We start from the raw sequence: 25,120 nt of genomic DNA, 5'->3' as shown, positions 1-25,120 counted from the left end.
AGTATCTCGGCGAGCAGCGTCTCAACAGCCGGCGCCAGTAGGCGCTCCCGCCGCCGGCAGCTGGGGCAATCCCGGCGGCTGGGGCAATTCCTACGCCATGTATGGCGGTGGCGGCGGCGGTTACGGCTGGAACGGCAGCTGGTCTCAATATGCCGCCCGCAACGGCATCGTCTGCAGGCCTGGCACCCTTTACAAGGGTGCTGACGGTCGCCAGCATCTCTGCCAATAGCCCATCTGCTCTGAAGTTACATCAGGCGGCCCCAAAGGGCCGCCTGTTGCATGCCGCGCCCTGACGCCGCGCCAGTTCATGCGTACACGTCCCAGGCCGGGACAACATCGGTGGTCCAACCGTATCTTAACGAATGGTTGCTAGGTCGAAGGCTGCCGCAGCATGCGGGACGCCTGATGCGGGCGCTTGGGGATCTCGACGTGGCCGTGATGGATGCACAACCCGCAACGACCGGACCGGCCGGGCTGATCGTGCGGCTGCGGGCCAAGCTCACGGGCGGATCGAGCGAGGCGTCGCTGACGCGGCGACTGGCCGGCACCATCTTCATCATCCGCGTCATCAGCGCAGGCCTCGCCTATGTCTCGCAGGTGCTGCTGGCGCGCTGGATGGGCACGTCCGACTACGGCATCTATGTCTATGTCTGGACCTGGGTGCTGCTGCTCGGCAGCATGATGGATTTCGGTATCTCGGCCTCCGCGCAGAAGATCATTCCGGAGTACCGCGCCGGCGGCGAGCATGCACTGCTGCGCGGCTTCCTCTCCGGCAGCCGCTGGCTGACCTTTGCCGTCTCCACTCTGGTATCGCTCGGCCTTGCCGGCATCGTCAGGCTGCTGTCGCCCTGGATCGATCCGGCCGAGGTGCTGCCGCTCTATATCGGCTGCATGACGCTGCCCGCCTTCGTCGTCGCCAACACCCAGGACGGCATCGCGCGCTCGCATGACTGGATGCAGCTCGGCCTGATGCCGCAATTCATCATCCGTCAGGCGCTGATCATCGGCATCACGGGCGCTGCCTTCCTGCTCGGCTATCATCTCGGCGCGGTCGCCGCGATGGTCGCAAGCCTGGGCGCGGTGTGGATCGCGATGACCGGGCAGATGGTAGTGCTGAACCGCAAGCTCGCCGATCACATCGAGCCGGGCCCCAAGGCCTACGATGTCAGCGGCTGGCTCGCTGTCTCACTGCCGATCCTGCTGGTGGAGAGCTTCTACCTGCTCCTCTCCTACACCGACGTGCTGGTGCTGCAGCAGTTCCGCCCGTCCGACGAGGTCGGCGTCTATTTCGCCGTGGTGAAGACGCTGGCGCTGGTCTCGTTCATCCACTACGCGATGTCGGCGACAACGGCGCATCGCTTCGCGGAATACAATGCCAGCGGCGACAAGGCGCGGCTATCGGCCTATGTCGCGCACGCCATCAACTGGACGTTCTGGCCGTCGCTGGCGGCGACCATCGTGCTGCTCGCGCTCGGCAAGCCGCTGCTCTGGCTGTTCGGGCCGCAATTCGTGGTCGGCTACGACATCATGTTCGTCGCCGCGATCGGCCTCGTGGTGCGCGCCGCGATCGGCCCGGTCGAGCGCCTGCTCAACATGCTCGGCCAGCAGAAGATCTGCGCGCTGGCCTATGCGCTGGCCTTCGTGATGAACCTCGTGCTCTGCGTGATCCTGGTGCCGCGCTTCGGCGGCCACGGCGCGGCGGCCGCGACCTCGATCTCGCTGAGCTTCGAGACGGTCCTGCTGTTCTGGATCGTGCGGCAGCGGCTGGGACTGCACGTGCTGGCGTTCGGTAAATAGGCGCTGACGCCAGGAAACGGCTGTTTCGCGACACGCGGGCGATGGAGGCGAAACTCCTACCCGTTTCCGGCCAGCAGAAAGATTTTTCTTATTCCGCCCAAGTAGTTGCGCTCCAGGGAAAGTTTATTCTACGTCGTATTGCCCAACCGACGAGATAAACCTAAGCTTCCCCAGACCATGATCGATCCACTCTACGTCGCCTCCGGATTTGGCGTCGGCCTGCTTGTCGGGATGACCGGCGTCGGTGGCGGCTCGTTGATGACGCCGCTGCTGATCCTGCTGTTCGGCGTCCATCCCTCCACCGCTGTCGGCACCGATTTGCTCTACGCCGCCGCCACCAAGACCGGCGGCAGCTTCGTGCATGGCTGGTCGCGCAGCGTGCACTGGCCGGCGGTGCTGCGGCTCGCCTGCGGCAGCATTCCGGCGAGCGCGCTGACGCTGCTGCTGCTGTGGAAGCTCGACCTCAGAAGCGATGCCGAGCGCAGCCTGGTCAATCTCGTGCTGTGCTTCGCGCTGCTGCTGACCGCGACCTCGCTGATCTTCCGCAAGGCGATCATGGAGCGCTACCGCAGGACACTGGAGCGCGTCGACGAACGCACCACGGCGGTTGCGACCGTCATCACCGGCATCGTGCTCGGCGTGCTGGTGTCGATCTCGTCGGTCGGTGCCGGCGCGGTCGGCGTCACCGTGCTGCTGCTGCTCTACCCGCGCCTGCCGATGGCAACCATCGTCGGCTCCGACATCGCCCATGCGGTGCCGCTGACGCTGGTCGCCGGCATCGGGCACTGGGCGCTCGGCGATGTGGACTGGGGCCTGATGGGCGTGCTGCTGCTGGGCTCGCTGCCCGGCATCATCGTCGGCAGCTACAGCGCGACGCGCGTCCCCGAGACGGTGCTGCGCCTGACGCTTGCCAGCGTGCTGTTCGTGGTCGCCGGCAAGATCATGTTCGCGGAGCTGAACCTGTCGTCGGCGATCGTGACGGCGCTGGCCTGGACGCATTAGGCGGAAAGCTGCCGCCTCGCTCCCGCTCTCGTAGGGTGGGCAAAGCGAAGCGTGCCCACCGCTCTTTGCTCAATAGCGAAAAACGGTGGGCACGGCGCTGACGCGCCTTTGCCCACCCTACGGTACCGAGTGCTTACTCTGCGGTCCAGCCGCCGTCGATCGACAGGTTCGTGCCGGTGATCTGCGCGGCGTCGTCGCTGCACAGGAACAGCGCCAGCGCTGCGACCTGCTCGGAGGTGACGAACTCCTTGGTCGGCTGCGCGTCGAGCAGCACGTCGTTGATGACCTGCTCGCGCGTCAGGCCGCGCGCCTTCATGGTGTCGGGGATCTGCTTCTCCACCAGCGGGGTCCAGACATAGCCGGGGCTGATGCAGTTGCAGGTGATCTTGTGGGTTGCCACTTCCAGCGCCACGGTCTTGGTGAGACCGGCGATGCCGTGCTTGGCCGACACGTAGGCCGACTTGAAGGGCGAGGCGACCAGCGAGTGCGCCGACGCCGTGTTGATGATGCGGCCCCAGCCTTTCTTCTTCATGCCGGGCACGGCGGCGCGAATGGCGTGGAACGCCGAGGACAGGTTGATCGCGATGATCTGGTCCCACTTCTCCGGCGGGAACTCCTCGATCGGCGAGACGAACTGAATGCCGGCATTGTTGACGAGGACGTCGACCGAGCCGAACGACTTCTCGCCGAGCGCGATCATGCCGGCGATCTCGGCGGGCTTGGTCATGTCGGCGGGGGAATAGACCGCCTTGACGCCGAAGTCGGACTCGATCTTCGAACGCTCCTTCTCGATGTCCTCCGGCGAGCCGAAGCCGTTGATGACGACATTGGCACCGGCAGCCGCGAAGGCGCGCGCATAGGCGAGCCCGATACCGCTGGTCGAACCGGTCACGACAGCATTCTTGCCTGACAGAGTACCCATGTTATTCGCTCCTTTTTGCCGGGGGCGCGGTGACGTCCCCCGTGAGATCGTAAGCCACCATGGTCTCGCCGGACTGCGGCTTCTCGAGCCAGTCCTTGTGGCGCATCGACAGATGCACGTCGCGCACGCCGGCTTCCCAATGCTCGACCATGGCGACATGCGAGAAGTCGTAATCCTTGGACGAGGATTCGTAGTTCTTGCTGCGATAGATCAAATGCACGACCGTGACGGTGCTCTCACGAGATGCCTTGGCGAGGAATTCGACGGAAGGGTCATTCTTGAGATAATCGGGCAATTTGGAAATGAGGTCGCGCACGGCCCGGCGCGCATTGTGGATCTGCCTGTTCTTGTCCGTATTCATCCGCGTGCGGCTGGAGAAGCGGATGTCCTTCTCGCGTTCGGTCGCCTCGAGCAGCGAATTCGGCAGGTCGCCGCGGGCGGAGAACAGGTCGACCTGGAAGATCAGCATGTCACGCGCGAGCTCTGCATCGAGCACGTAGTCGAGCGGGGTGTTGGAGGCGATGCCGCCGTCCCAATAATGCTCGCCGTCGATGATCACGGACGGGAAGCCCGGCGGCAGCGCGCCGGAGGCCATGATGTGCTCAGGGCCGATCTTCTTGCCGAGCTTCTTGAACTCGTAATTGTCGAAATATTTGAAGTTGCCCGAGGTGACGCCGACCGCGCCGACCGAGAAGCGCGTCTTGAGATCGTTGATGCGGTCGAAATCGACCAGCCGCTCCAGCGTCTTCTTGAGCGGCGCGGTGTCGTAATAGCTCTCGGCTTCGGGATGGCCCGGCGGCCACATCGGCGCGGGCGGGACGCGCGGCACGAAGAAGCCGGGCACGCCGAAGGTGGCGATCAGCGCGGCACTGGTCGAGTTGAACAGTTCGCGGCTGTGATCGCTCTTGCCGACCGGCTTCCACGGCACCGGCGCCGACACCATTTCCCAGAATTCCTTCAGCCGCTTGACGCGGGTGTGGCCCTCATTGCCGGCGATGATGGCGGCGTTGATCGCGCCGATGGAGATGCCGGCGACCCATTCCGGCTCGAAACCGTAGCCGCACAGCGCCTGATAGGCGCCGGCCTGATAGGAGCCGAGCGCGCCGCCGCCCTGCAAGACCAGGACGCGTTGTGCATTCGCGGGGACGCTGGCGGATTCCGGGCTATGATCGGTCATAAGGGAACATCGGTCATGCGGGAACAATAGCAAATGGCGCGCCACCGTGGCGACAGTCCGCCGCGGCGTCAATGCATCCCGGGATCAAGTCTGGCTTATCGCTCGGTCGAGGCCAGGATCATGGTCCAGAACACCTTGTACTTGGTGCCCGGAGCATAGCTGGCCGCAATGCCCAATTTTGTGACACCGCTCTTGAGCATGTTGGCGCGGTGCGGAGGCGAGTCGCGCCAGCCGGAAAACGCTTCTGCCAGCGTATGATAGCCGGCCGAGACGTTCTCGACAGCAACCGTGGCCGGATAGGCGCCTGTGGCAAGGCGCTTGGCCAGCGGCGCGCGGACGTCGTGGTCCATCTTGTTGGCCGCAGCCATGGCCTGGGACTGGGATTCGGCGAGCCGCATCAGGTCAGGATCGATCACGACCGTGCCGAGCATGTTGTTCTGGCGGTATTGCGAAATCATGACCGCGGCCGCCTGGGCATCGAGCTTGGCGCCCGGGACCGCCATGTCGGTATACATCGACGGCTGCTGGACCGGTGCTTCGTTGCCGGCACAGCCGGCGAGCAGCAAAGTGATGAGAATTGCGGCCGCAGCGCGCATGAATCGAGGCCCCCAAATGAGGGGCCGTTGTTGCATACCAACCGTGGCTGAAAGGTGAATTTTGAGGAAAATCGTAGCTGTCATTCCGGGGCGCGCACTCGCACGAACCCGGAGTGACGGGGATTTCTAGCCTGCAAATATCCGGTAGCGGCGGGGATTGAGGCCGATGGTGTCGCCGGCGCGCAGTTCCTTGTCGCGGGGGGCGTCGATCTCGATGGTTTCGCCGCCTGACAGCGCGACCTCGGCCCGCTGCACCGGGCCGAAATTGCGGACATGCTGGACCGCGCCCTCGAAGGCTCCGGTGCCGGGCGGGCCGACCAGCATGTCATGTCGCCGTACGAACAGCTTTGACGCGCCAGGCGCTAGGCCCTCGGCCGCGAGCTGAAGCGGCCGGTCGCCGAGCCTGATGACGCCGCCGTCGACCTGGACCGGCAGCTCGATGGACTCGCCGATGAAGCCGTGCACGAAGGCGGTCGCCGGGGTCTCATAGACATCGTCGGGCGAGCCGATCTGCTCGATCCGGCCCTTGTCCATCACCACGACGCGGTTGGCGACTTCGAGCGCCTCCTCCTGGTCGTGGGTCACGAAGATCGAGGTGACGTTGATCTCATGGTGCAGCGAGCGTAACCATCTGCGCAGCTCCTTGCGCACCTTCGCATCGAGCGCACCGAAGGGCTCGTCGAGCAGCAGGATGCGCGGCTCGATCGCGAGCGCGCGGGCGAGCGCGATGCGCTGGCGCTGGCCGCCGGAGAGCTGGCTCGGATAGCGGTCGGCGAGCCAGTCGAGCTGCACGAGATCGAGCAGCTCCTTGACGCGCGCACGGATGGTGGCTTCGTCCTTGCGGACCGCGCGGGGCTGCACGCGCAGGCCGAAGGCGACGTTCTCGAACACGGTCATGTGGCGGAACAGCGCGTAGTGCTGGAACACGAAGCCGACGTTGCGCTCGCGGGCGCCTTGCGCCAGCGCATCCTCGCCGTTGAAGGAAACTTCGCCGGAATCAGGCCAATCGAGGCCGGCGATGATCCGCAGCAAGGTGGTCTTGCCGGAGCCGGAGGGCCCGAGCAGCGCCAGCAATTCGCCGTTGTCGACCTTGAGGTCGACGCCGTCGAGGGCGGCGAAGCTGCCGAACTTCTTGACGAGATTCCTGACTTCAATGGTCACTTGCGTCTTCTCCTTCGTCGAGATGACGTTCGAGGACGGTTTTTGCGATCAGCGTGATCAGCGCGAGCATCGCCAGCAGCGAGGCGATCGCGAAGGCGGCGACGAACTGGTATTCGTTGTAGAGGATCTCGACCAAGAGCGGCATGGTGTTGGTCTCGCCGCGGATGTGGCCGGAGACGACCGAGACCGCGCCGAACTCGCCCATCGCGCGCGCGTTGCAGAGCAGGACGCCGTAGAGCACGCCCCATTTGATGTTGGGCAGCGTGACCCGGAAGAAGGTCTGCAAGCCGGAGGCGCCGAGCGAGATCGCGGCCTCCTCCTCCTGGGTGCCCTGCTCCTGCATCAAGGGGATCAGCGCACGCGCCACGAAGGGAAAGGTCACGAAGGTGGTCGCAAGCGCAATGCCGGGCACCGCGAACAGGATCTGGATGTCATGGTCGCGCAGCCAGCTGCCGAAATAGCCTTGCGCGCCGAACAGCAGCACGAAAACGAGGCCCGAGATCACCGGACTCACGGAGAACGGCAGGTCGATCAGCGTGATCAGGAAGGTCTTGCCCTTGAACTCGAACTTGGCGATGGCCCAGGCGGCGACGAGGCCGAACACGAGATTGAGACCGACCGAGATCGCCGCGACGATCAGCGTCAGCTTGATCGCCGCCATCGCCTCCGGCTCGGCGAGTGCAGCGAGATAGGCGAGGATGCCGCGCGAAAACGCCTGCGCGAACACGACGACCAGCGGCAGCACGACGAAGACGGTGAGGAACATGATCGCCAGCGTGATGATGGCGATGCGCACCGCGCGCGGCTCGGTGCGCAGGTTGTCGCGCGCGGCCGCCGCATGCGCGCGCGTCTTGGCGTCGGAGGCCGAGAGCGACACGGTATCTGCGATCTGCATCGTCATCGCATCCCTCCTCAACGCGCCGGAATCCGGCTCTGCGCCCAGCGCTGGAGCCGGTTGACGGCGAAGATGATGACGAAAGATACGACGAGCATGACCACCGCGATGGCGGTCGCATCGGCATAGCGGAATTCGGAGAGCCGGATCACGATCAAGAGCGGGGCGATCTCGGAGACGTTGGGCAGATTGCCGGCGATGAAGATCACCGAGCCGTATTCGCCGACGGCGCGGGCGAAGGCGAGCGCGAGACCCGTGAGCAGCGCCGGCGCGAGCGAGGGCAGGATCACGCGGATAATGGTCTGCCAGCGGCTCGCGCCGAGACTACCGGCAGCCTCCTCGATCTCAGGGTCGAGGTCCTGCAGCACCGGCTGCACGGTGCGGACCACGAAGGGGATGCCGATGAAGATCATGGCGACGAAGATGCCGACCGGCGTGAACGCCACCTTGATGCCGAGCGCGGCGAGCGGCGCCCCCAGCCAGCCCTTCTCGGCGAACAGCGCGGTCAGCGCGACGCCGGCCACCGCCGTCGGCAGCGCGAACGGCACGTCGACGATGGCATCGAAGATGCGCCGCCCGGGAAAGCGGTAGCGCACCAGCGCCCAGACGATGACGCTGCCCATCACCAGATTGACGCAGGCCGCCGCAAAGGCGAGCCCGAAGGAGACCCGGAGCGCGTTCAGGGTGCGGCGGCTGGAGAGGATGGCCCAGAACTGCTCGGGGCTCAGCTCAAGCGTGCGCAGGAACAGGCCGGCGAGCGGAATCAGGATGATGATCGACAGCCAGGAAAGCGTCAGTCCCATCGTGAGACCGAAGCCCGGCAATGTCCGACGTCGTGCTGCGAGTGCGCTCACCAGGCCCCCTGCTAAAGCCTCCTACGACAGCGCCCGATCAGTTCTTGTAAATCTGATCGAAAACTCCGCCGTCGGCAAAATGTTCCTTCTGCGCCTTGGTCCAGCCGCCGAAGACGTCGTCGATCGTGAACAGCTCGACCTTCGCGAAGGAGTTTTCATACTTCTTGGCAATCTCGGCATCGCGCGGACGGTAGAAGTTGCGCGCAGCAATCTCCTGGCCTTCCTTGGTGTACCAGTACTGAAGGTAGGCATCGGCCGCGTTGCGCGTACCCTTCTTGTCGGCAACCTTGTCCACGATCGCGACCGGCGGCTCGGCGAGGATCGACTGCGGCGGCGCCACGATCTCGAACTTGTTCGCGCCGAACTCCTTCAGCGCGAGGAACGCCTCGTTCTCCCAGGCGAGCAGCACGTCGCCGACGCCGCGCTCGACGAAGGTCACGGTGGCGCCACGTGCGCCGGTATCCAGCACCGGAACCTGCTGATAGAGCTTTCCGATGAAGTCCTTGGCCTTGTCGGCCGAGCCGTACTTCTTCTGCGCAAAGCCCCAGGCGGCGAGATAATTCCAGCGCGCCCCGCCCGAGGTCTTCGGGTTCGGCGTGATCACGGCAACGCCGGACTTGAGCAGATCGTCCCAGTCCTTGATGCCCTTGGGATTGCCCTTGCGCACCAGGAACACGATGGTCGAGGTGTAGGGTGATGAATTCTGCGGCAGCCGCTTCTGCCAGTCGGCCGCGGTCAGGCCCTTGTTCGCGATGGCGTCGATGTCATAGGCGAGCGCCAGCGTCACCACATCGGCCTGCAAGCCGTCGATCACGCTACGCGCCTGCGAACCGCTGCCGCCATGCGACTGCTTGATCTCGACGCTCTTGCCGGTCTCCTTCTGATAGGCGGTCGCGAACGCCTTGTTGAACTCGGCATAGAGCTCACGCGTCGGATCGTACGACACGTTCAACAAATTGATGTCAGCGGCGAGAGCCGAGCTTGCCAAGAATCCCGTTACGAGCAGTCCTGCCGCGAGCGGAACGATACGGCGCATCATGTCCATCTCCATTCACCTCGACGACATCGGCGTCATCGATGGCAGGCATAACTCGGGGCGAAACGCGCTTAAGTCAACGGAACCGGATTTTCTTGTTCGAAGCCGGGCAGCGCAGCTGTGCTACGAAATCTTCATCGTGTGGATGCCGCATTCTGTCTTCGCCCGGCCGCGCCAGCGACCGGCGCGCGCATCCTCGCCTTCGGCCGTTCTGCTGGTGCAAGGCATACACCCAACCGACAGGAAACCGGAGGCAGCCAGTGGATGACGCGGCAATTTGGCGCGGACGAAGATCGCTTCGAGTTCCTCGCGCGAGACATTGGCGAAGGGATTGAACTTCAACCGCACGCCGTCGTCCTCGACGACGGGAATATCGGCGCGTGCATTGCCCTGGAAGCGCTTGCGGCCGTTGAGCCAGGCGTCGAAGGGCTTCAGCGCGCGCGCCAGCGGCTCGACCTTGCGGATGCGGCAGCAGGCGTCGGGATCAGAGAACCAGAGATCGCGGTCGGGATCGTCGCGCGACAGCGCCTCCTCGGCCGGCTTGATCGAACGGACGTCCTTCAGCCCGAGCGTTTCGATCAGCGTGTCGCGATAGGCCAGCGTCTCCTCGAACAGCCATCCGGTATCGAGGAAGATCACGGGGATCGCAGGATCGACATCCGCCATCACCTTCAACAGCGTCGCCGATTCCGTGCCGAAGGACGACACGAGCGCAAGCTTCTCGCGCCCGACCGTCTCCAGCGCCGCGGCGATGACCTCCGCGGGCGAGGCATCGCGCAAGGCGCGAGCGAGCTCCTCCGCCGAAGGCAGCGCAGACACGGACGAGACCTGAGGCGCGATCGCGTTCACGTGCCGACACCTTCGGAGTGACGCAGCTGCATACGCCGGTGCAGCGCCGTGATGCGGCCGTCGCCGGTCGGCTGGTAGAACACCGAATAGCGCTTGGCGGTCTGCATGAAGGCTTCCGCGTCGGCCTGCTTCTTGACCTCGAACGAGTCGAAGCCGGCACGCAGCATGAAGACGAACTGGTCGCGCAGCACCTGCCCCGTCGCACGCAGCTCGCCGCGGTAGTTGTAGCGCTCGCGCAGCAGCCGCGCCTGGCTATAGGCGCGCCCATCCCGGAAGCTCGGGAACACCAGCGCTACGGCGGCGATCCTGCCGAGATACGGCACGAGCTCGGCGATGTCGCGATTGTTGGGCCAGATCACGCCGACCTTGCCGGAACGCTTGAGCAGCGCATCGGCCTCGCCAAGAAAGCGCTCGGCCGGCACCAGAATGTCGCCGCCCTCGGGCAGCGGGGTGTCGACGGCGAGCTTGACGAAGCTGTCGTCGGCGATCTTTCCGCCGTTAACGAGTGGCATAGACGCGCTCCTTGAAGGGTTCGACACCGAGGCGCTTCACCGTGTCGACGAACAGCTCCTCCGGCCGCTCGCGCAGCGCAAGATAAGCCTCCACGATGTCCTCGATGACGTCGGCGACCTCGTCGAACTTGACGCCGGGGCCGATCAGATTGCCGAGTGCGGCGCTCTCGTCGGCGCGGCCGCCAATGGTGATCTGATAGACCTCCTCGCCGTTCTTCTCGACGCCGAGAATGCCGATATGGCCGACATGGTGATGGCCGCAGGCATTGATGCAGCCGGAGATGTTGATGTGGAGCCGGCCAATCAGGTTGGCCAGCTCGTGATTGGCAAAGCGCCGCGTCAATTCCTGCGCGATCGGGATCGAGCGCGCATTCGCCAGCGAGCAATAGTCGAGCCCGGGGCAGGCGATGATGTCAGTGATCAGGTTGACGTTGGGCGTCGCCAGGCCAAGCTTGTCGAGCGCCTTCCACAGCGCCGGCAGGTCGCGCTTGGCGACGTGCGGCAGCGCCAGGTTCTGCTCGTGACCGACGCGGATCTCGCCGAAGGAATATTTGTCGGCGAGATCGGCCAGCGCATCCATCTGCTCGGCGGTGGCATCGCCGGGAGGCGCTCCGATCGGCTTCAGCGAGATCGTGACGATGGAGTAGCCGGGGTTCTTGTGAGCGGCGACCGAGTTCTTGCGCCAGGCCTCGAACTCGGGATCGGCGGCGGCCTGCCGCAGCTCGTCCGGCATGTGCGGCAGTTTCTCGTAAGACGGATAAATGAAGCGCGAGCGGATGTCCTCGATCACCTCGTCGTCGATCTGGAGCGAGGAGTTGCGAATGTGCTGCCACTCCTCCTCGACCTCGCGCGAAAACTTCTCGATGCCGAGCTCGTGCACCAGGATCTTGATCCGCGCCTTGTAGATGTTGTCGCGGCGTCCGTACTGGTTGTAGACGCGCAGAATGGCCTCGATATAGCTGAGCAGATCGCGGCCGTGGACGAAGTGCTTGATGGTCTTGCCGATGAACGGCGTGCGGCCGAGGCCGCCCCCGACCAGAACCTCGAAGCCGGTCTCGCCCTTCTCGTTCTTGATCAGACGCAGGCCGATGTCGTGAACCTTGATCGCGGCGCGGTCGTGATCCGACGCGGTGATCGCGATCTTGAACTTGCGCGGCAGGAACGAGAATTCCGGGTGCAGCGTGGTGTGCTGGCGGATCAGCTCCGACCAGATGCGCGGGTCCTCGATCTCACCGGGCGCGACGCCGGCCCACTGATCCGAGGTGACGTTGCGCATGTTGTTGCCGGAGGTCTGCATCGCGTGGATGCCGACTTCGGCGAGATCGGCGAGCGCATCCGGCAGGTCCGACAGCTTGATCCAGTTGAACTGGATGTTCTGGCGCGTGGTGAAATGGCCGTAGCCGCGGTCGTATTTGCGCGCGACATGGGCAAGCGCCCGCAACTGGTTCGACGCCAGCGTTCCGTAGGGAATCGCGACGCGGAACATGTAGGCGTGCAGCTGCAGATAGACGCCGTTCTGCAGGCGCAGCATCTTGAATTCGTCCTCGGTGAGCTCGCCCGAGAGACGGCGCTGCACCTGGTCACGGAATTCGGAGACGCGCTCGTTGACCAGCGTGCGGTCGATTTCGTCGTAAGCATACATGATTGAAGTGCCTTACAGCTCGGCCTGCGATCAGACCGGCAAGCCGATTGTCACGCCGTCGCGGCGGATCTGCTCGCGCAGATTGCCCGGCAGGATCTTGCCTGAAGCGTCGACCTGCACCGGCGCGATATAGGGGCCGATTGCGCCGACGTCATCGGCAACGGCCTCGGCAAGCAACGCTTTCGCCTCATCCGAGTTTCGCACGATCGCGGCATCGGTCAGTTCCACGGACCAGCCCTTGGCGGCGGTGCGATAGACCACCACGCCGTCCCAGGTGCGGTTGGCGGTCACAACGGACGGGCCCGTAATTTTCAGTTTTTGTTGCAGAGGGGAGGTCATTCAGCTGCATCCAATAGGTCAGAGATGATTTCTTTGGGTGTCTGGCGGCGAAGCGAGCCGGCATGCCGGACCACGTCGCCGATGATGAGGATGGCGGGACCACCATGGATCCGCCGCACCAGCTCGGGCAAATCACGCAGCGTACCGATCGCTCCTTGCGCATCGGGCCGCGTGACACGGGCGAACACGCCGACCGGCGTCTCCGGCGAACGGCCGGCCGCGAACAGACCTGCGCGCACGGCTGGCGCAGCGGTCATGCCCATGTAGACCACGACGGTCATTTTGGTGTCGGTCAGCGTCGACCAGTCCACGGCTTCGGCATCGCGCGCCTTGTGCGCGGTGAGGAAGGTGATGCGGGTCGCTTCGTGACGATAGGTGAGCGGCACCTCGAAATCGGCGGCGCCGCCGAGCCCCGCCGTGATGCCGGGGATGATCGAATAGGCGATGCCGGCGGCGCGCAAGGCTTCGACCTCTTCGCCGCCACGACCGAACACGAAGGGATCGCCACCCTTCAGCCGCACCACGCGCTGGCCTGATTGCGCGGCCTCGATCATGCGCTTGTTAATGGCGTCCTGGCCGATGCCGGGCTTGCCGACACGGCGGCCGACCGGCACGCGCGTGGTGTCGCGGCGGATGCGGTCGAGAATTTCGGGCGAGACCAATTCGTCATGGAAGACGATGTCGGCGTCCTGGAGTGCGCGCAGCGCCTTGATGGTAAGAAGGTCCGGATCGCCGGGACCGGCGCCCACAAGCGCGACCGAGCCTTCCGGCTTGTCGGCACGCGCGAATGCGGACGGATCGGAAATCGCCTTGAGCGATGCGTCGGCTTCGCCTTTGCGGCCGGCGAGCACCGCGGCGCCGATCGGGCCGTCGATGACGCGCTCCCAGAAGCGGCGACGCAGCGGAAACTCGACGATGCGCTCGTTGATGGATTTGCGGAAGGCGCCGATGAACTCGGCGAGTTCGCCGATGCGCGCCGGCAGCAGCGCCTCGATCTTCTCGCGCACGCGCCGCGCCACCACCGGCGAGGTGCCGCCGGTGCCGACGGCGACCACGACATCGCCGCGGTCGACGATGGCCGGGAAGATGAAGCTGGAATGCTCGAGATCGTCCATGACGTTGACGGGCAGACCGAGCGACTTGGCGCGCGCCGACATGGCAACGCCGACGTCGCCCGCGCCTGCGCAGACGATGGCGATGACGCCGGAGAGATCAGCCGTCAGCGGATCGCCGGCCGCGATTTCGATACGCGACGCGCCCTCAGAGCTGAAACCAAAGTCATGATTGCCGTCGATCGCATGCACGCGGAGGCGCGCGCCGGCAGCGGCGAGCACGCGCAACTTGGCGCGCAAAAGCTCACCCGCGCCGATGAGGACCACCGGACCGGCCTTCAGATCGAGAAACACCGGCAAGAACCGCATGCGATACTCGCTTCCCCCACATCCGGGGTTGACTGGAATTATTTTCTATATATGTGTCGTTTCGAGCGCGCAAAGAGAAAATTTTTTCTTCTCTTCTGCACCGCAACTATAGAAAATTCGCCTCCAAACGCAAAGTGGCAGAGATGCATCTTCTCAGGACCGATTCTGGTGCAGATGGGCACGACTCCCGCGCCCCCGTTTCCGAGCAAATTCCAATCGGGCTGACCGCCCCCAGCATGGACCATTTGGACCAGCTCGAGGCGCAGAGCATCTACATCTTTCGCGAGGCCTTCGCCCGCCTGAAGAAGATCGCCTTGCTGTGGTCGCTCGGCAAGGACTCCAACGTCATGATCTGGCTGGCGCGGAAGGCCTTCTTTGGCAAGATGCCGTTCCCGGCCCTCCATGTCGACACCGGCAAGAAGTTTCCGGAGATGTATCGCTTTCGCGATCATTACGGGAAGGAGTGGGATCTCGATCTCCGTGTCGAGCCCTGCCCGCCCATCGATGCCGTCGACCCAACGCTGCCGCCGGCCGCCCGTTCCGCCGCGCGCAAGACGGAAGGGCTCAAGATGGCACTCGCCAAATACGGCTTCGACGGCCTGATCGCCGGCATCCGCCGCGACGAGGAAGCGACGCGCGCCAAGGAGCGCGTGTTCTCGCCGCGCGGCCTCGAAGGCAATTGGGACGTGCGCGACCAGCCGCCGGAGTTCTGGGATCATTTCAACGCCTCGCCGCCGCAGGGCGCGCATTTGCGCATCCACCCGATCCTGCATTGGACCGAGGCCGACATCTGGGCCTACACCAAGCGCGAGAACATCCCGATCATCCCGCTCTATCTCTCGCAGAACGGCAAGCGCTATCGCTCGCTGGGCGATCAGGACATCACCAATCCCGTGAACTCGACGGCGTCGACCATCGACGAGATCCTGATCGAGCTCGAACAGACCAAGGTGCCGGAACGCGCCGGGCGCGCGCTCGACCACGAGACCGAGGACGCCTTCGAGCGCCTTCGCGTCGCTGGCTATCTCTGATCAAGGACGCTTTGTGGCTATGAACATGATCGTCACTCCCGCTTCGCCGGCCACTCCGAACGGCACCACGCGTCCGCAAGTGCGCATCGTCATCGTCGGCCATGTCGACCACGGCAAGTCGACGCTGGTCGGCCGCCTGCTGCACGAGACCGGCAGCCTGCCCGACGGCAAGCTCGAAATGCTCAAAGCCGTCAGCGCGCGGCGCGGCATGCCGTTCGAATGGTCGTTCCTGCTCGATGCGCTGCAGACCGAGCGCGACCAGGGCATCACCATCGACACCACCCAGATCCGCTTCCGCACCAATTCGCGCGACATCGTGCTGATCGACGCGCCCGGCCATGCCGAATTCCTGCGCAATATGATCACCGGCGCCTCGCAGGCCGACGGCGCGGTGCTGATCATCGACGCGCTGGAGGGCGTGCGCGACCAGACCAGGCGGCACGGCTATCTCCTGCACCTGCTCGGCGTGAAGCAGGTCGCGGTCGTCGTCAACAAGATGGACCGCGTCGACTTCTCCGCCGACCGCTTCAAGGACATCAGCGACGAGATTTCCGCGCATCTGAGCGGTCTCGGCGTGACGCCGACGGCCGTGATCCCGATTTCCGCGCGCGACGGCGACGGCGTCGCCGAGCGCACCGGCCGCATCGGCTGGTACAAGGGACCGACCGTGGTCGAGGCGCTCGACCGGCTCGAACCCGCGCGGCCGCTGGAAGCGCTGGCGCTGCGGCTGCCGGTGCAGGCGATCTACAAGTTCGACGACCGCCGCATCGTGGCGGGCCGCATTGAATCCGGCAGCCTCGTTGCCGGCGACGAGATCGTGATCATGCCGGCCGGCAAGATCGCCAAGATCAAGACGGTCGAGAGCTGGCCGGCGACGCCGGTGGCGGGACGTCAGGGCGCCGGCCGCTCGGTCGGCATCACGCTCGACCGCGAATTGTTCATCGAGCGCGGCGACATCGTCGCACATGCCGGCACGGCCCCGCGCGAGACGCGCCGGCTGCGCGCACGCATCTTCTGGCTGCACGACAAGCCGCTCGCCAAGGGCGACCAGCTGCTGGTCCGCTGCGGACCGAAGGAAAGCCGCGCCACCGTCGTCGCGATCGAGAAGGCGGTCGATCCCGGTGAGCTCTCCAGCAGCGAGAACAAGGCGATCGGCCGCAACCATGTCGGCGAGATCGACATTTCTCTTTCGAATCCGATCGCCACGGATCCCTACACCGAGAATCCGCGCACGGGGCGTCTCGTGATCGAGGTGTCCGGGCGTATCGCCGGCGGCGGTCTCGTGCTGTCGGTCGATGCTGGCCAGCGCGCCGTGCCTGTCGACATCGTGCCGGTGGAATCGGCACTCCGTCCCGACGAGCGCTCCGCGCGCTATCAGCACAACGGTGCCGTGGTCTGGCTCACCGGCCTTCCGGCTTCCGGCAAGTCGACGCTGGCAAAGGCGCTGGAGCGGCGTCTCTTCACCAATGGCGGCTCGCCGATCCTGCTCGACGGCGACACGCTGCGCGCGGGTCTCAACAGCGATCTCGGCTTCTCCGCCGCCGATCGCAGCGAGAACATCCGCCGCCTTGCCGAGGTCGCGACCCACCTCGCCCGCAATGGCCACATCGCAATCGTCGCGGCCGTGTCGCCGGCCCGCGAGGACCGCGCCACCGCACGCCGCATCGCCGACACCGCGTTCCGCGAGATCCATGTCGCGACACCGGCCGAGGTCTGCGAGGATCGTGACCCCAAGGGCCACTACAAGAAGGCGCGCGCCGGCACGCTGCAATCCTTCACCGGCATCCTCAACGACTATGAGGCGCCGCAGGCCGCCGAGCTCGTGATCGACACGTCGAAGCGGACGGTTGCGGAAGCGGCGGACGAGATCGAGCAGATGCTGAAATCGACCGGCGTGCTGTTCGACGAACTCGTGGACCTCGCTGCGAATATTTGAGGCGCCGATTATCGCGCCACATCATCGGTGTCGTCCCGGCGAAGGCCGGGACCCATACCGCGTGATCTTTCGGTGGGGATGAGGTGCGAGTCCCGGACTACTAATCTTCGCAAAATTTCTCCCTGTGGTTATGGGTCCCGGCCTTCGCCGGGACGACGCCGGGGAGAGATCGCGCCCATTGCTTTGGCATTTGACGCCTGGGCGCCGCGCTCGCCGGCCCCCCACCTCTCCTTGACATTTTGACAAACCCCCGGGGGTCTTCTCACCGCCCCGATTTTGGGGCTAATAGGTCCGGAAAGCCGCCCCTCGTGGGCGCATTTTGCTGCTGTCGGGTCAAAAGCAGCCAAAAACAGCCATTTCCAACAAGAAAGCCCATCATGAAACGCGTCGACGCCCACGGATTGAAGATCGCTCCCGTCCTGTTTGACTTCATCGCCAAGGAAGCGGCCCCGAAAACGGGGATCGCGCCGGATGCGTTCTGGGCCGAGGTTGCCGCCATCATCAAGGACCTGGGGCCGAAGAACCGCGCGCTGCTGGCGGTGCGCGACACGCTGCAGGCCAAGATCGACGACTGGCATCGCGCCAACAAGGGCAAGGCGTTCGACCTCGATGCCTACACCGCCTTCCTGAAGGAGATCGGCTATCTCGTCCCGGAGCCGGCGACGCAGAAGGTCGAGACCGCCAATGTCGACGAGGAGATCGGCAAGATCTGCGGTCCGCAGCTCGTCGTTCCCCTCACCAATGCGCGCTACGCTCTGAACGCGGCGAATGCGCGCTGGGGCTCGCTCTATGATGCCTTCTACGGCACCGACGCGATCCCGCACGATCCGTCCGAGAGCGGCAAGGGTTACAACAAGGCGCGTGGCGACAAGGTGATCGCCAAGGCCAAGGCGTTCCTCGACGCCGCCGCGCCGCTCGCGACCGGCAGCCACACCGACGTCACCGCCTATAGCATCGTCGCGGGCCAGCTCGCGGTGAAGCTGAAGAGCGGCAATGCGACCGCGCTGAAGAATGCCGCGCAGTTCGCCGGCTTCCAGGGCGATGCCACTGCGCCGAGCGCGGTGCTGCTCGCCAACAACGGCCTGCATGTCGAGGTGAAGATCGATCGCAGCAGCGCGATCGGCAAGGACGATCCGGCCGGCGTCGCCGACATGATCATGGAGGCCGCCGTCTCCACCATTCTGGACATGGAAGACTCGGTCGCTGCGGTTGATGCCGAAGACAAGGTGCTGGTCTATCGCAACACGCTCGGCCTGATGAACGGCACGCTGTCGGCCGATTTCGAGAAGGGCGGCAAGACGCTGACGCGCTCGCTCAACACCGACCGCGTCTACAAGACGCCTGACGGCAAGGGCGAAGTGAAGCTGCACGGCCGCAGCCTGCTGCTGATGCGCAACTGCGGTCACCACATGTTCACCGATGCGGTGCTGGACGAGAAGGGCGAGGAAGTGCCGGAAGGCCTGCTGGACGCCGCCGTCTCGGGCCTGCTCGCGATCCACGACCTCAAGGGCAACTCCAAGGTCAAGAACAGCCGCACCGGATCGGCCTATATCGTCAAGCCGAAGATGCACGGCCCGGACGAGGTCTCGCTGACCTGCGAGATCTTCGACCGCGTCGAGAAGATGCTCGGCTTGCCGGAGAACACGCTCAAGGTCGGCATCATGGACGAGGAGCGGCGCACCACCGTCAACCTCAAGGCCTGCATCCAGCGCGCCTCCAAGCGCATCATGTTCATCAACACCGGCTTCCTCGACCGCACCGGCGACGAGATCCACACGTCGATGGAAGCGGGTCCGATGATCCGCAAGAACGAGATGAAGGCGCAGGCCTGGATCAAGGCCTATGAGGACTGGAACGTCGACATGGGCCTGACCTGTGGCCTGCCCGGCCACGCCCAGATCGGCAAGGGCATGTGGGCCGCGCCCGACAAGATGGCGGACATGCTGGCGCAGAAGCTCGGCCATCCGCAGGCCGGCGCCACCACCGCCTGGGTGCCCTCGCCGACGGCCGCGACGCTGCACGCGCTGCACTATCACCAGGTCAACGTGATCGCGCGCCAGCAGGAGCTGACCAAGGGCGGGCCGCGCGCGAAGCTCTCGGACATCCTCACCATTCCGGTGTCGAAGTCGAACTGGGCGCCCGACGACGTCAAGCAGGAGATCGACAACAACTGCCAGGGCATCCTCGGCTATGTCGTGCGCTGGATCGACCAGGGCGTCGGCTGCTCCAAGGTGCCCGACATCCACGATGTCGGCCTGATGGAAGACCGCGCGACGTTGCGCATCTCCAGCCAGCATCTCGCCAACTGGCTGCACCAGGGCGTCATCACCGAGGCGCAGGTGATGGAATCGCTCAAGCGCATGGCCGTCGTCGTCGACAAGCAGAACGCCGGCGATCCCATCTACAAGCCGATGGCGCCTGCCTTCGACGGCGTCGCGTTCAAGGCGGCCTGCGACCTCATCTTCAAGGGCCGCGAGCAGCCGAACGGCTACACCGAATACATCCTCACCGCGCGCCGCCGCGAGGCCAAGGCTCTTGGATAACTAGGCGCTGGGCTGAGCGAAGTCACAGAAACGTCAAAAGCCCCGGCCTGCGCCGGGGCTTTTTTGTTGGGCGAAAACGTCGCGACGGCTTGCGGAACGGCTGCGCGCGCCTCGCGTTGTCCGGCCATCAACCCATGGGAGATGGTCATGGACTGGAATCGGATCGAAGGAAACTGGAAGCAGTTCAAGGGATCGGCCAAGGAGAAATGGGGCAAGCTCACTGACGACGATCTCCAACTGATCGAGGGTCGCCGCGAGCAACTCGAGGGCCGGCTCCAGGAACGCTATGGCAAGGCCAAGGACCAGGTTCGTCAGGACGTCGACGACTGGCTGAAGTCGCTGCACTAGCACGGCACGAACTAAGCCCCGGCTCAGGCCGGGGCTTTTTGTTTAGGGAGCCGTCGCTAGAACACCGTCAAATATTTCAACAGCGACACCACGCCAATGATGATGACGATGACGCGCGCGATCTGCTTGGCGCGGCCGTCCATCGGCAGCATGTTGATGAGATAGAGCACGAGGATGACGACGAGAAAGGTGACGAGGACGCCGATCAGCATTGCAGGGACCCCCCTTCTGGCAAATTGCTAACGGTGTCCTAACGCCCGTCTCGCGCGCCGGTTCCATTCCAGCAACCCATTGCAACTTCTAGTAAATGCGTATTTCTACCAGCAGGCTGGCTGCCTAAAACTTTACCCTTTTCCTCTCACATGCAGAAACCGTCTGGCCATGAGGCGCCAACGGCATGTGATTGCCGATTCTAGCGGGCCCCTCCTTTTCGATGTTGCCGGGGCGCCGCCACGAACTTCGATATGAGAATTGGGGGACCTCGATGCTGAATCGTCTGACCGTATCCGCGCTGCTCAAGGCAGTGATCGCGATCACGTCGATCTGCGTGGTCGTTGTGCTCTCGCTCACGGCCTATGCCTCCTGGGACCGCTTGAAGACCGCCAACCGCATCTCGCAGATCGCCGACGCGTCCGCCGACCTGTTCAAGGCGATGCACAATCTGCGCACCGACCGTTCGACCACCAACCGGCTCCTCAACGCCACCGAGCCGATGGATGCCGAGATCGAGAAATATCTGCGCGCGATCCGGGACGCCGAGATGCCGGCAATGGCACATGCGCTGGAGCTGCTGCCGACGATGGAGTTTCCGCAGTCCGCAACGCTGGTGCCGGAGCTCGCGCGCCTCTACAAATCGGCGAGCGAGCAGCAGAAGCAGTTCTGGGAGGAGGTCGCCAAGCCCAAGGACCAGCGCCGCGCCGGCCTGCCGAAGGAATACATGGAGACGACGCAGGGCCTGCTCGAGACGCTCGACAAGCTCTCGAACGCACTGGCCGCGACCGTCAATCACCAGGACGCGGCGATCGACCAGCTGCTCTCGATCAAGCAGAACGCCTGGCTGCTGCGCAACACCGCGGGTGAAGCCTCGCTGATCATCTCCATCGGGCTCAACAGCGGCCGCATCACGCCGGAGGCGCGCCTCGCCTACACCCAATACGTCGGCGGAACGGCCGCGATGTGGAAGGCGCTGGAATTGTCGGCCTCGGGCATGGAGCTGCCGCCGGCACTGTCGTCCGCCATGACTGCTGCCAAGACCGCCTATTTCGATCCGCAATATCTGGCGCTTCGCGATCGCCTGGCCAACACGCTCGCCAATGGCGAAAAGGCCGAAATGACCGCGAACCAGTGGACGCCGGTGACGGTCGGCCGCCTGTCCAGCGCGGTTGCCGTCGCCGAGACGGCGCTCGACGCCGCCAAGAGCCATACGCTGGAACAGCGCGGTGCCGCGCTGCGCGCGCTGGTCGTGCAGCTCGTGCTGCTTGCGCTCGCCGTCGCCCTTGCCGTCGGCGCGATCATGCTGGTCAGCCGCCGCGTCATCCGTCCGCTCAACACCATCCGCGACGCCATGCTCAAGGTCGCCGGCGGCGATCTTGCGGTCGACAGCGGCTATCTCGACCGCAAGGACGAGATCGGCGCGCTCGCCGGCGCGCTGGAAGCCTTCAAGCAGCAGGCCACCGACAAGCTCAAGATCGAGGCGCAGGAGCGCGAGCGCAACGCTGGCGCGTCCGCGCGCCAGCGCGCGATCGAGACTTATGTCGGCGAGTTCGAGGGCGTGGTCCGCAAGACGCTCGGCGAGCTCAGCGAAGCCTCCGGCGAGATGCGCAAGACTTCCGGCGATCTGTCCGCGGTGTCGCGCCAGACCAACGACCGCGTCCAGGTCGCCGGCAAGGCCTCCAACGACGCTTCGATGAGCGTCGACAGCGTCGCCGCGGCGGCCGAGGAGCTCTCGGCCTCGATCAACGACATCAGCCAGCAGGCCGCCCATGCCGCCGGCATCGCCGGCCGCGCTGTGACCCAGGCGCGCGAGACCGACGGCACCGTGCAGGGCCTGGCAAAATCCGCAGGGCGGATCGGCGAGGTCGTCGGCCTCATCAACACCATCGCGGCGCAGACCAATCTGCTCGCGCTCAACGCCACGATCGAGGCCGCGCGCGCCGGCGAGGCCGGACGCGGCTTCGCGGTGGTCGCCTCCGAGGTCAAGTCGCTGGCGAGCCAGACAGCGAAGGCCACCGAGGAAATCTCCGAGCAGATCGCCGACATCCAGAAGGTCGCTGGCGATGCCATCAATGCCATCCAGACCATCGGCGGCATCATCGGCGAGGTGAACGAGGTCGCGACCGCGATTGCCGCCGCCGTGCAGGAGCAGGGCGCGGCGACCCAGGAGATCACGCGCAGCACGCAATATGCGGCGCAGGGCACCAAGAACGTCTCGGACAACATCACCGGCGTCAAGGCCGACGCGGATGCCGCCGCCGCGGCCGCAGACAATGTGAAGCACGCCTCCGAGATGCTGGAGAGCCAGAGCCGCCAGCTCGGCCACGACGTCAGCGACTTCCTCGGCAAGATCCGCGCGGCGTAGAGCACGCAGGGTCCACTCGCTCGGTGTCGTCCCGGCGAAGGCAGAGATTGATAGGTCGCTCCCCAACACAGCGCCCGTAATTTTACGGCAGAGGCACTGTCTAAGTTTTTACCCTTTTCGGGCCAAATGCGCTTCAAGCGCCTGCTGCGAGGCCGGCGCATGTGTCACGTGCAACCCTTTGGTCTTTCGAAGTTCGTTTGGGGGGCTGCCGTTCGGGGCCACGAACTTCGAAATGCGTACCGGGGTGTCCGATGCTCAACCGCCTGACCGTATCCACGCTGCTGAAAGCGGTGATCCTCTCGACCGCGCTCGTTGTGGTCATCGGCTTCTCGATCAGCGCATGGAGCTCATGGACCCGGCTGCAGCAGGCGAACCGGATCGTTGCGGTGTCCGGCGCTTCGGCCGAAATGTTCAAGGCGATGGCGAACATCCGCGCCGACCGCTCGACCAGCGGCCGCCAGCTCAACTCCGATGTCGCGATGGACAAGGACATCGGGAAATACATCCGCGAGGTTCGCGAGGCCCTGATGCCGGCGCTGGCGCGTACGCTCGAGATCCTGCCCACGACCGACATCGCCCAGCGTGAAACGTTCCTCGCCGACCTCGGCACCTTGAACACGACGCTGCTGGCAAAGCAGGCCGAGTTCTGGACCGAGGTGGTCAAGCCGAAGGCCGAGCGCCGCGCAGGCCTTGCCAAGGAATATGTCGCGACCGAGGACGCGCTGATGGCGCAGCTCGAAAAGCTCTCAGGCGTGCTCGCCGCCAGCGTCAACCACCAGGATGCGACCATCGACCAGCTCCTGACCATCAAGCAGATGGCCTGGCTGCTGCGTAACACCGCCGGTGAATCCTCGCAGATCGTCGGCAATGCCCTCAACGCCGGCAAGATCGCCCCCGAGGTGCAGCTCACTTATACCAAGCTGGTCGGTGGCACCGACACGGCCTGGACCGCGATCGAGCTTGCCGCATCGGGCATGCAATTGCCGCCGGCGCTCTCGGCTGCGATCAGCGAGACCAAGACGACCTATTTCGACCCGCAATATGCCGCGACGCGCGACGGCGTCATCACGACGATCGCCAAGGGCGAGAAGCCGTCGATGACCGCCAACCAGTGGAGCCCCTATTCGGTACCCCGCATGATGAGCGCGGTGAGACTTGCCGATGCGGCGCTGCAGGCGGCCAGGGATCATTCCGCCGCCCAACGCGCGGGCGCCGTGCAATGGCTGCTCGTCAACATCGCCCTGCTCGTTGCCGCGATCGTCCTGACCGGTGCCGCCATGCTGGCGGTCAGCCGCCGCGTGATCACGCCGCTGCACCGGATCCGCGACGCCATGCTCAAGGTTGCCGGCGGCGACCTCACGGTCGACAGCGGCTATCTCGACCGTCACGACGAGATCGGCTCGCTTGCGGGCGCGCTGGAGACGTTCAAGCAACAGGCGATCGACAAGCTCAAGATCGAGGAACAGGAGCGCGAGCGCAACGCCGGCGCCGCCGCGCGCCAGCGCGCGATGGAGGCCTATGTCGGCGAGTTCGAGGGCGTGGTGCGCAAGTCGCTGGGCGAATTGAGCGAAGCCTCCGGCGAGATGCGCAAGACCTCGGGCGACCTTTCCGCGGTCTCGCGCCAGACCAATGAGCGCGTCGAGATCGCCGGCAAGGCCTCCAACGACGCCTCCATGAGCGTCGACAGCGTGGCCGCTGCCGCCGAGGAGCTCTCGGCCTCGATCAACGACATCAGCCAGCAGGCGGCACATGCCGCCGGCATCGCCAGCCGCGCCGTGAACCAGGCCCGCGAGACCGACGGCACCGTCCAGGGGCTGGCGCAATCCGCCGGGCGGATCGGCGAGGTCGTCGGCCTGATCAACACCATCGCGGCGCAGACCAACCTGCTCGCACTCAATGCCACGATCGAGGCGGCGCGCGCCGGCGAGGCCGGACGCGGCTTCGCCGTGGTTGCGTCAGAAGTGAAGTCGCTGGCGAGCCAGACCGCGAAGGCAACCGAAGAAATCTCCGAGCAGATCGCCGACATCCAGAAGGTCGCGGGCGATGCCATCAACGCGATCCAGGCGATCGGCGGCATCATCGGCGAGGTCAACGAGGTCGCCACTGCCATCGCCGCCGCCGTTCAGGAGCAGGGCGCGGCGACGCAGGAGATCACCCGCAGCACACAATATGCGGCGCAGGGCACCAAGAACGTCTCGGACAACATCACCGGCGTCAAGGCCGACGCCGACACCGCGGCCGGCGCCGCGGAGAACGTCAAGCAGGCCTCGGAGACGCTGGAGACGCAGAGCCGCCAGCTCGGCCGGCAGGTCAGCGACTTCCTGGGCAAGATCCGCGCGGCGTAGGGAAGCGGGGTTGGAGTAGAGGCGGCAACCACCTCTCGATGTCGTCCTGGCGAAAGCCAGGAGGTGGATTCACACTCGAAGTGCAACACTTGGGAGAAGGCCTCTGCCGGGGTCCTGAAGTCAAGGCACTTGCGTG

21 protein-coding genes are annotated in these 25,120 nt (G+C 65.1%); 8 read left to right on the top strand and 13 right to left on the bottom strand.

The window, feature by feature from the left end:
- Window positions 1-429: 429 nt before the first annotated feature.
- Window positions 430-1,797: a flippase gene (locus JQ603_RS29375; RefSeq protein WP_212345438.1), complete on the top strand. Its 1,368-nt coding sequence runs from the start codon at window positions 430-432 to the stop codon at window positions 1,795-1,797.
- A 177-nt stretch (window positions 1,798-1,974) separates the two neighbouring features.
- A complete protein-coding gene (locus JQ603_RS29370) occupies window positions 1,975-2,799 on the top strand; it encodes a sulfite exporter TauE/SafE family protein (protein ID WP_212344724.1) in 825 nt (274 codons plus the stop codon).
- Between the two features lie 133 nt (window positions 2,800-2,932).
- Here the strand turns inward: JQ603_RS29370 and JQ603_RS29365 are convergent, their stop codons facing one another.
- The 12 genes from JQ603_RS29365 to cysG all read right to left on the bottom strand — a co-directional run bounded on the left by JQ603_RS29365 (window position 2,933) and on the right by cysG (window position 14,203).
- Window positions 2,933-3,721 (bottom strand): 3-hydroxybutyrate dehydrogenase, encoded by a 789-nt coding sequence (locus JQ603_RS29365; RefSeq protein WP_212344723.1) that lies wholly within the window; start codon window positions 3,719-3,721, stop codon window positions 2,933-2,935.
- Window position 3,722: 1 nt separating this feature from the next.
- Window positions 3,723-4,898 carry a DUF3734 domain-containing protein gene (locus tag JQ603_RS29360; RefSeq protein ID WP_212344722.1) on the bottom strand — a complete coding sequence of 392 codons (1,176 nt, stop codon included), beginning with the start codon at window positions 4,896-4,898 and terminating at the stop codon, window positions 3,723-3,725.
- 95 nt (window positions 4,899-4,993) lie between these two features.
- The gene (locus JQ603_RS29355; protein ID WP_212344721.1) at window positions 4,994-5,494 is read right to left on the bottom strand and encodes a CAP domain-containing protein; all 501 of its coding nucleotides are present in this window, start codon (window positions 5,492-5,494) and stop codon (window positions 4,994-4,996) included.
- Between the two features lie 126 nt (window positions 5,495-5,620).
- Window positions 5,621-6,655: a sulfate/molybdate ABC transporter ATP-binding protein gene (locus tag JQ603_RS29350; RefSeq protein ID WP_212344720.1), complete on the bottom strand. Its 1,035-nt coding sequence runs from the start codon at window positions 6,653-6,655 to the stop codon at window positions 5,621-5,623.
- Complete coding sequence (cysW, locus tag JQ603_RS29345) at window positions 6,645-7,556, bottom strand: sulfate ABC transporter permease subunit CysW (RefSeq protein WP_212344719.1); 912 nt, start codon at window positions 7,554-7,556, stop codon at window positions 6,645-6,647. The genes JQ603_RS29350 and cysW overlap by 11 nt, the downstream gene beginning before the upstream one ends.
- 11 nt (window positions 7,557-7,567) lie before the next feature.
- Window positions 7,568-8,404, bottom strand: a complete 837-nt coding sequence (gene cysT, locus JQ603_RS29340; RefSeq protein ID WP_212344718.1) for a sulfate ABC transporter permease subunit CysT — start codon at window positions 8,402-8,404, stop codon at window positions 7,568-7,570.
- A 37-nt stretch (window positions 8,405-8,441) separates the two neighbouring features.
- Window positions 8,442-9,455, bottom strand: coding sequence for a sulfate ABC transporter substrate-binding protein (locus JQ603_RS29335; protein ID WP_433996660.1), 1,014 nt, complete (start codon window positions 9,453-9,455; stop codon window positions 8,442-8,444).
- Between the two features lie 108 nt (window positions 9,456-9,563).
- Window positions 9,564-10,289 carry a phosphoadenylyl-sulfate reductase gene (locus JQ603_RS29330; protein ID WP_212344712.1) on the bottom strand — a complete coding sequence of 242 codons (726 nt, stop codon included), beginning with the start codon at window positions 10,287-10,289 and terminating at the stop codon, window positions 9,564-9,566.
- A complete protein-coding gene (locus tag JQ603_RS29325) occupies window positions 10,286-10,801 on the bottom strand; it encodes a DUF934 domain-containing protein (protein WP_212344708.1) in 516 nt (171 codons plus the stop codon). Before JQ603_RS29325 ends, JQ603_RS29330 begins: the two co-directional genes overlap by 4 nt.
- Window positions 10,788-12,443, bottom strand: a complete 1,656-nt coding sequence (locus JQ603_RS29320; RefSeq protein ID WP_212344705.1) for a nitrite/sulfite reductase — start codon at window positions 12,441-12,443, stop codon at window positions 10,788-10,790. The genes JQ603_RS29325 and JQ603_RS29320 overlap by 14 nt, the downstream gene beginning before the upstream one ends.
- Window positions 12,444-12,473: 30 nt before the next feature.
- Window positions 12,474-12,782: a DUF2849 domain-containing protein gene (locus JQ603_RS29315; RefSeq protein WP_211413692.1), complete on the bottom strand. Its 309-nt coding sequence runs from the start codon at window positions 12,780-12,782 to the stop codon at window positions 12,474-12,476.
- Complete coding sequence (gene cysG, locus JQ603_RS29310) at window positions 12,779-14,203, bottom strand: siroheme synthase CysG (RefSeq protein ID WP_212344702.1); 1,425 nt, start codon at window positions 14,201-14,203, stop codon at window positions 12,779-12,781. Before cysG ends, JQ603_RS29315 begins: the two co-directional genes overlap by 4 nt.
- A gap of 236 nt (window positions 14,204-14,439) precedes the next feature.
- Here cysG and cysD point away from each other — a divergent pair, with 236 nt between their 5' ends.
- The 4 genes from cysD (at window position 14,440) to JQ603_RS29290 (ending at window position 20,061) form a co-directional block, all read left to right on the top strand.
- Window positions 14,440-15,234, top strand: a complete 795-nt coding sequence (cysD, locus tag JQ603_RS29305) for a sulfate adenylyltransferase subunit CysD (RefSeq protein WP_212344701.1) — start codon at window positions 14,440-14,442, stop codon at window positions 15,232-15,234.
- A gap of 19 nt (window positions 15,235-15,253) precedes the next feature.
- Window positions 15,254-17,170: an adenylyl-sulfate kinase gene (gene cysC / locus JQ603_RS29300; protein ID WP_212344700.1), complete on the top strand. Its 1,917-nt coding sequence runs from the start codon at window positions 15,254-15,256 to the stop codon at window positions 17,168-17,170.
- 377 nt (window positions 17,171-17,547) lie between these two features.
- On the top strand, window positions 17,548-19,713 hold the full coding sequence (locus tag JQ603_RS29295) for a malate synthase G (RefSeq protein WP_212344699.1): 2,166 nt from the start codon (window positions 17,548-17,550) through the stop codon (window positions 19,711-19,713).
- A 147-nt stretch (window positions 19,714-19,860) separates the two neighbouring features.
- A complete protein-coding gene (locus JQ603_RS29290; protein ID WP_008546815.1) occupies window positions 19,861-20,061 on the top strand; it encodes a CsbD family protein in 201 nt (66 codons plus the stop codon).
- Between the two features lie 56 nt (window positions 20,062-20,117).
- Here JQ603_RS29290 and JQ603_RS29285 read toward each other — a convergent pair whose 3' ends face one another.
- Window positions 20,118-20,273 (bottom strand): Thivi_2564 family membrane protein, encoded by a 156-nt coding sequence (locus tag JQ603_RS29285; protein ID WP_130363252.1) that lies wholly within the window; start codon window positions 20,271-20,273, stop codon window positions 20,118-20,120.
- A 272-nt stretch (window positions 20,274-20,545) separates the two neighbouring features.
- Between JQ603_RS29285 and JQ603_RS29280 the strand changes: the two genes are divergently transcribed.
- Both JQ603_RS29280 and JQ603_RS29275 read left to right on the top strand, forming a co-directional pair.
- On the top strand, window positions 20,546-22,639 hold the full coding sequence (locus tag JQ603_RS29280; protein ID WP_212344698.1) for a methyl-accepting chemotaxis protein: 2,094 nt from the start codon (window positions 20,546-20,548) through the stop codon (window positions 22,637-22,639).
- Between the two features lie 251 nt (window positions 22,640-22,890).
- On the top strand, window positions 22,891-24,984 hold the full coding sequence (locus tag JQ603_RS29275) for a methyl-accepting chemotaxis protein (protein WP_212344688.1): 2,094 nt from the start codon (window positions 22,891-22,893) through the stop codon (window positions 24,982-24,984).
- The last annotated feature ends 136 nt before the right edge of the window (window positions 24,985-25,120 follow it).

It is taken from the genome of Bradyrhizobium liaoningense, from assembly GCF_018130825.1.
In the GTDB taxonomy this organism is placed as follows: Bacteria; Pseudomonadota; Alphaproteobacteria; order Rhizobiales; family Xanthobacteraceae; genus Bradyrhizobium; species Bradyrhizobium liaoningense_B.
This window is presented reverse-complemented; position numbering and strand designations above follow the sequence as displayed.

Excerpts from the sequence above, each read along its gene's own strand:
- JQ603_RS29360 (WP_212344722.1), bottom strand. The coding sequence starts at position 4,898 with ATGACCGATCATAGCCCGGAATCCGCCAGCGTCCCCGCGAATGCACAA.
- JQ603_RS29315 (WP_211413692.1), bottom strand. The coding sequence starts at position 12,782 with ATGACCTCCCCTCTGCAACAAAAACTGAAAATTACGGGCCCGTCCGTT.
- JQ603_RS29275 (WP_212344688.1), top strand. The coding sequence starts at position 22,891 with ATGCTCAACCGCCTGACCGTATCCACGCTGCTGAAAGCGGTGATCCTC.
- JQ603_RS29355 (WP_212344721.1), bottom strand. The coding sequence starts at position 5,494 with ATGCGCGCTGCGGCCGCAATTCTCATCACTTTGCTGCTCGCCGGCTGT.
- JQ603_RS29280 (WP_212344698.1), top strand. The coding sequence starts at position 20,546 with ATGCTGAATCGTCTGACCGTATCCGCGCTGCTCAAGGCAGTGATCGCG.
- JQ603_RS29295 (WP_212344699.1), top strand. The coding sequence starts at position 17,548 with ATGAAACGCGTCGACGCCCACGGATTGAAGATCGCTCCCGTCCTGTTT.
- JQ603_RS29290 (WP_008546815.1), top strand. The coding sequence starts at position 19,861 with ATGGACTGGAATCGGATCGAAGGAAACTGGAAGCAGTTCAAGGGATCG.
- JQ603_RS29320 (WP_212344705.1), bottom strand. The coding sequence starts at position 12,443 with ATGTATGCTTACGACGAAATCGACCGCACGCTGGTCAACGAGCGCGTC.
- JQ603_RS29325 (WP_212344708.1), bottom strand. The coding sequence starts at position 10,801 with ATGCCACTCGTTAACGGCGGAAAGATCGCCGACGACAGCTTCGTCAAG.
- cysG (WP_212344702.1), bottom strand. The coding sequence starts at position 14,203 with ATGCGGTTCTTGCCGGTGTTTCTCGATCTGAAGGCCGGTCCGGTGGTC.
- cysC (WP_212344700.1), top strand. The coding sequence starts at position 15,254 with ATGAACATGATCGTCACTCCCGCTTCGCCGGCCACTCCGAACGGCACC.
- JQ603_RS29285 (WP_130363252.1), bottom strand. The coding sequence starts at position 20,273 with ATGCTGATCGGCGTCCTCGTCACCTTTCTCGTCGTCATCCTCGTGCTC.
- cysD (WP_212344701.1), top strand. The coding sequence starts at position 14,440 with ATGGACCATTTGGACCAGCTCGAGGCGCAGAGCATCTACATCTTTCGC.
- cysW (WP_212344719.1), bottom strand. The coding sequence starts at position 7,556 with ATGACGATGCAGATCGCAGATACCGTGTCGCTCTCGGCCTCCGACGCC.
- JQ603_RS29365 (WP_212344723.1), bottom strand. The coding sequence starts at position 3,721 with ATGGGTACTCTGTCAGGCAAGAATGCTGTCGTGACCGGTTCGACCAGC.
- JQ603_RS29335 (WP_433996660.1), bottom strand. The coding sequence starts at position 9,455 with ATGGAGATGGACATGATGCGCCGTATCGTTCCGCTCGCGGCAGGACTG.
- JQ603_RS29370 (WP_212344724.1), top strand. The coding sequence starts at position 1,975 with ATGATCGATCCACTCTACGTCGCCTCCGGATTTGGCGTCGGCCTGCTT.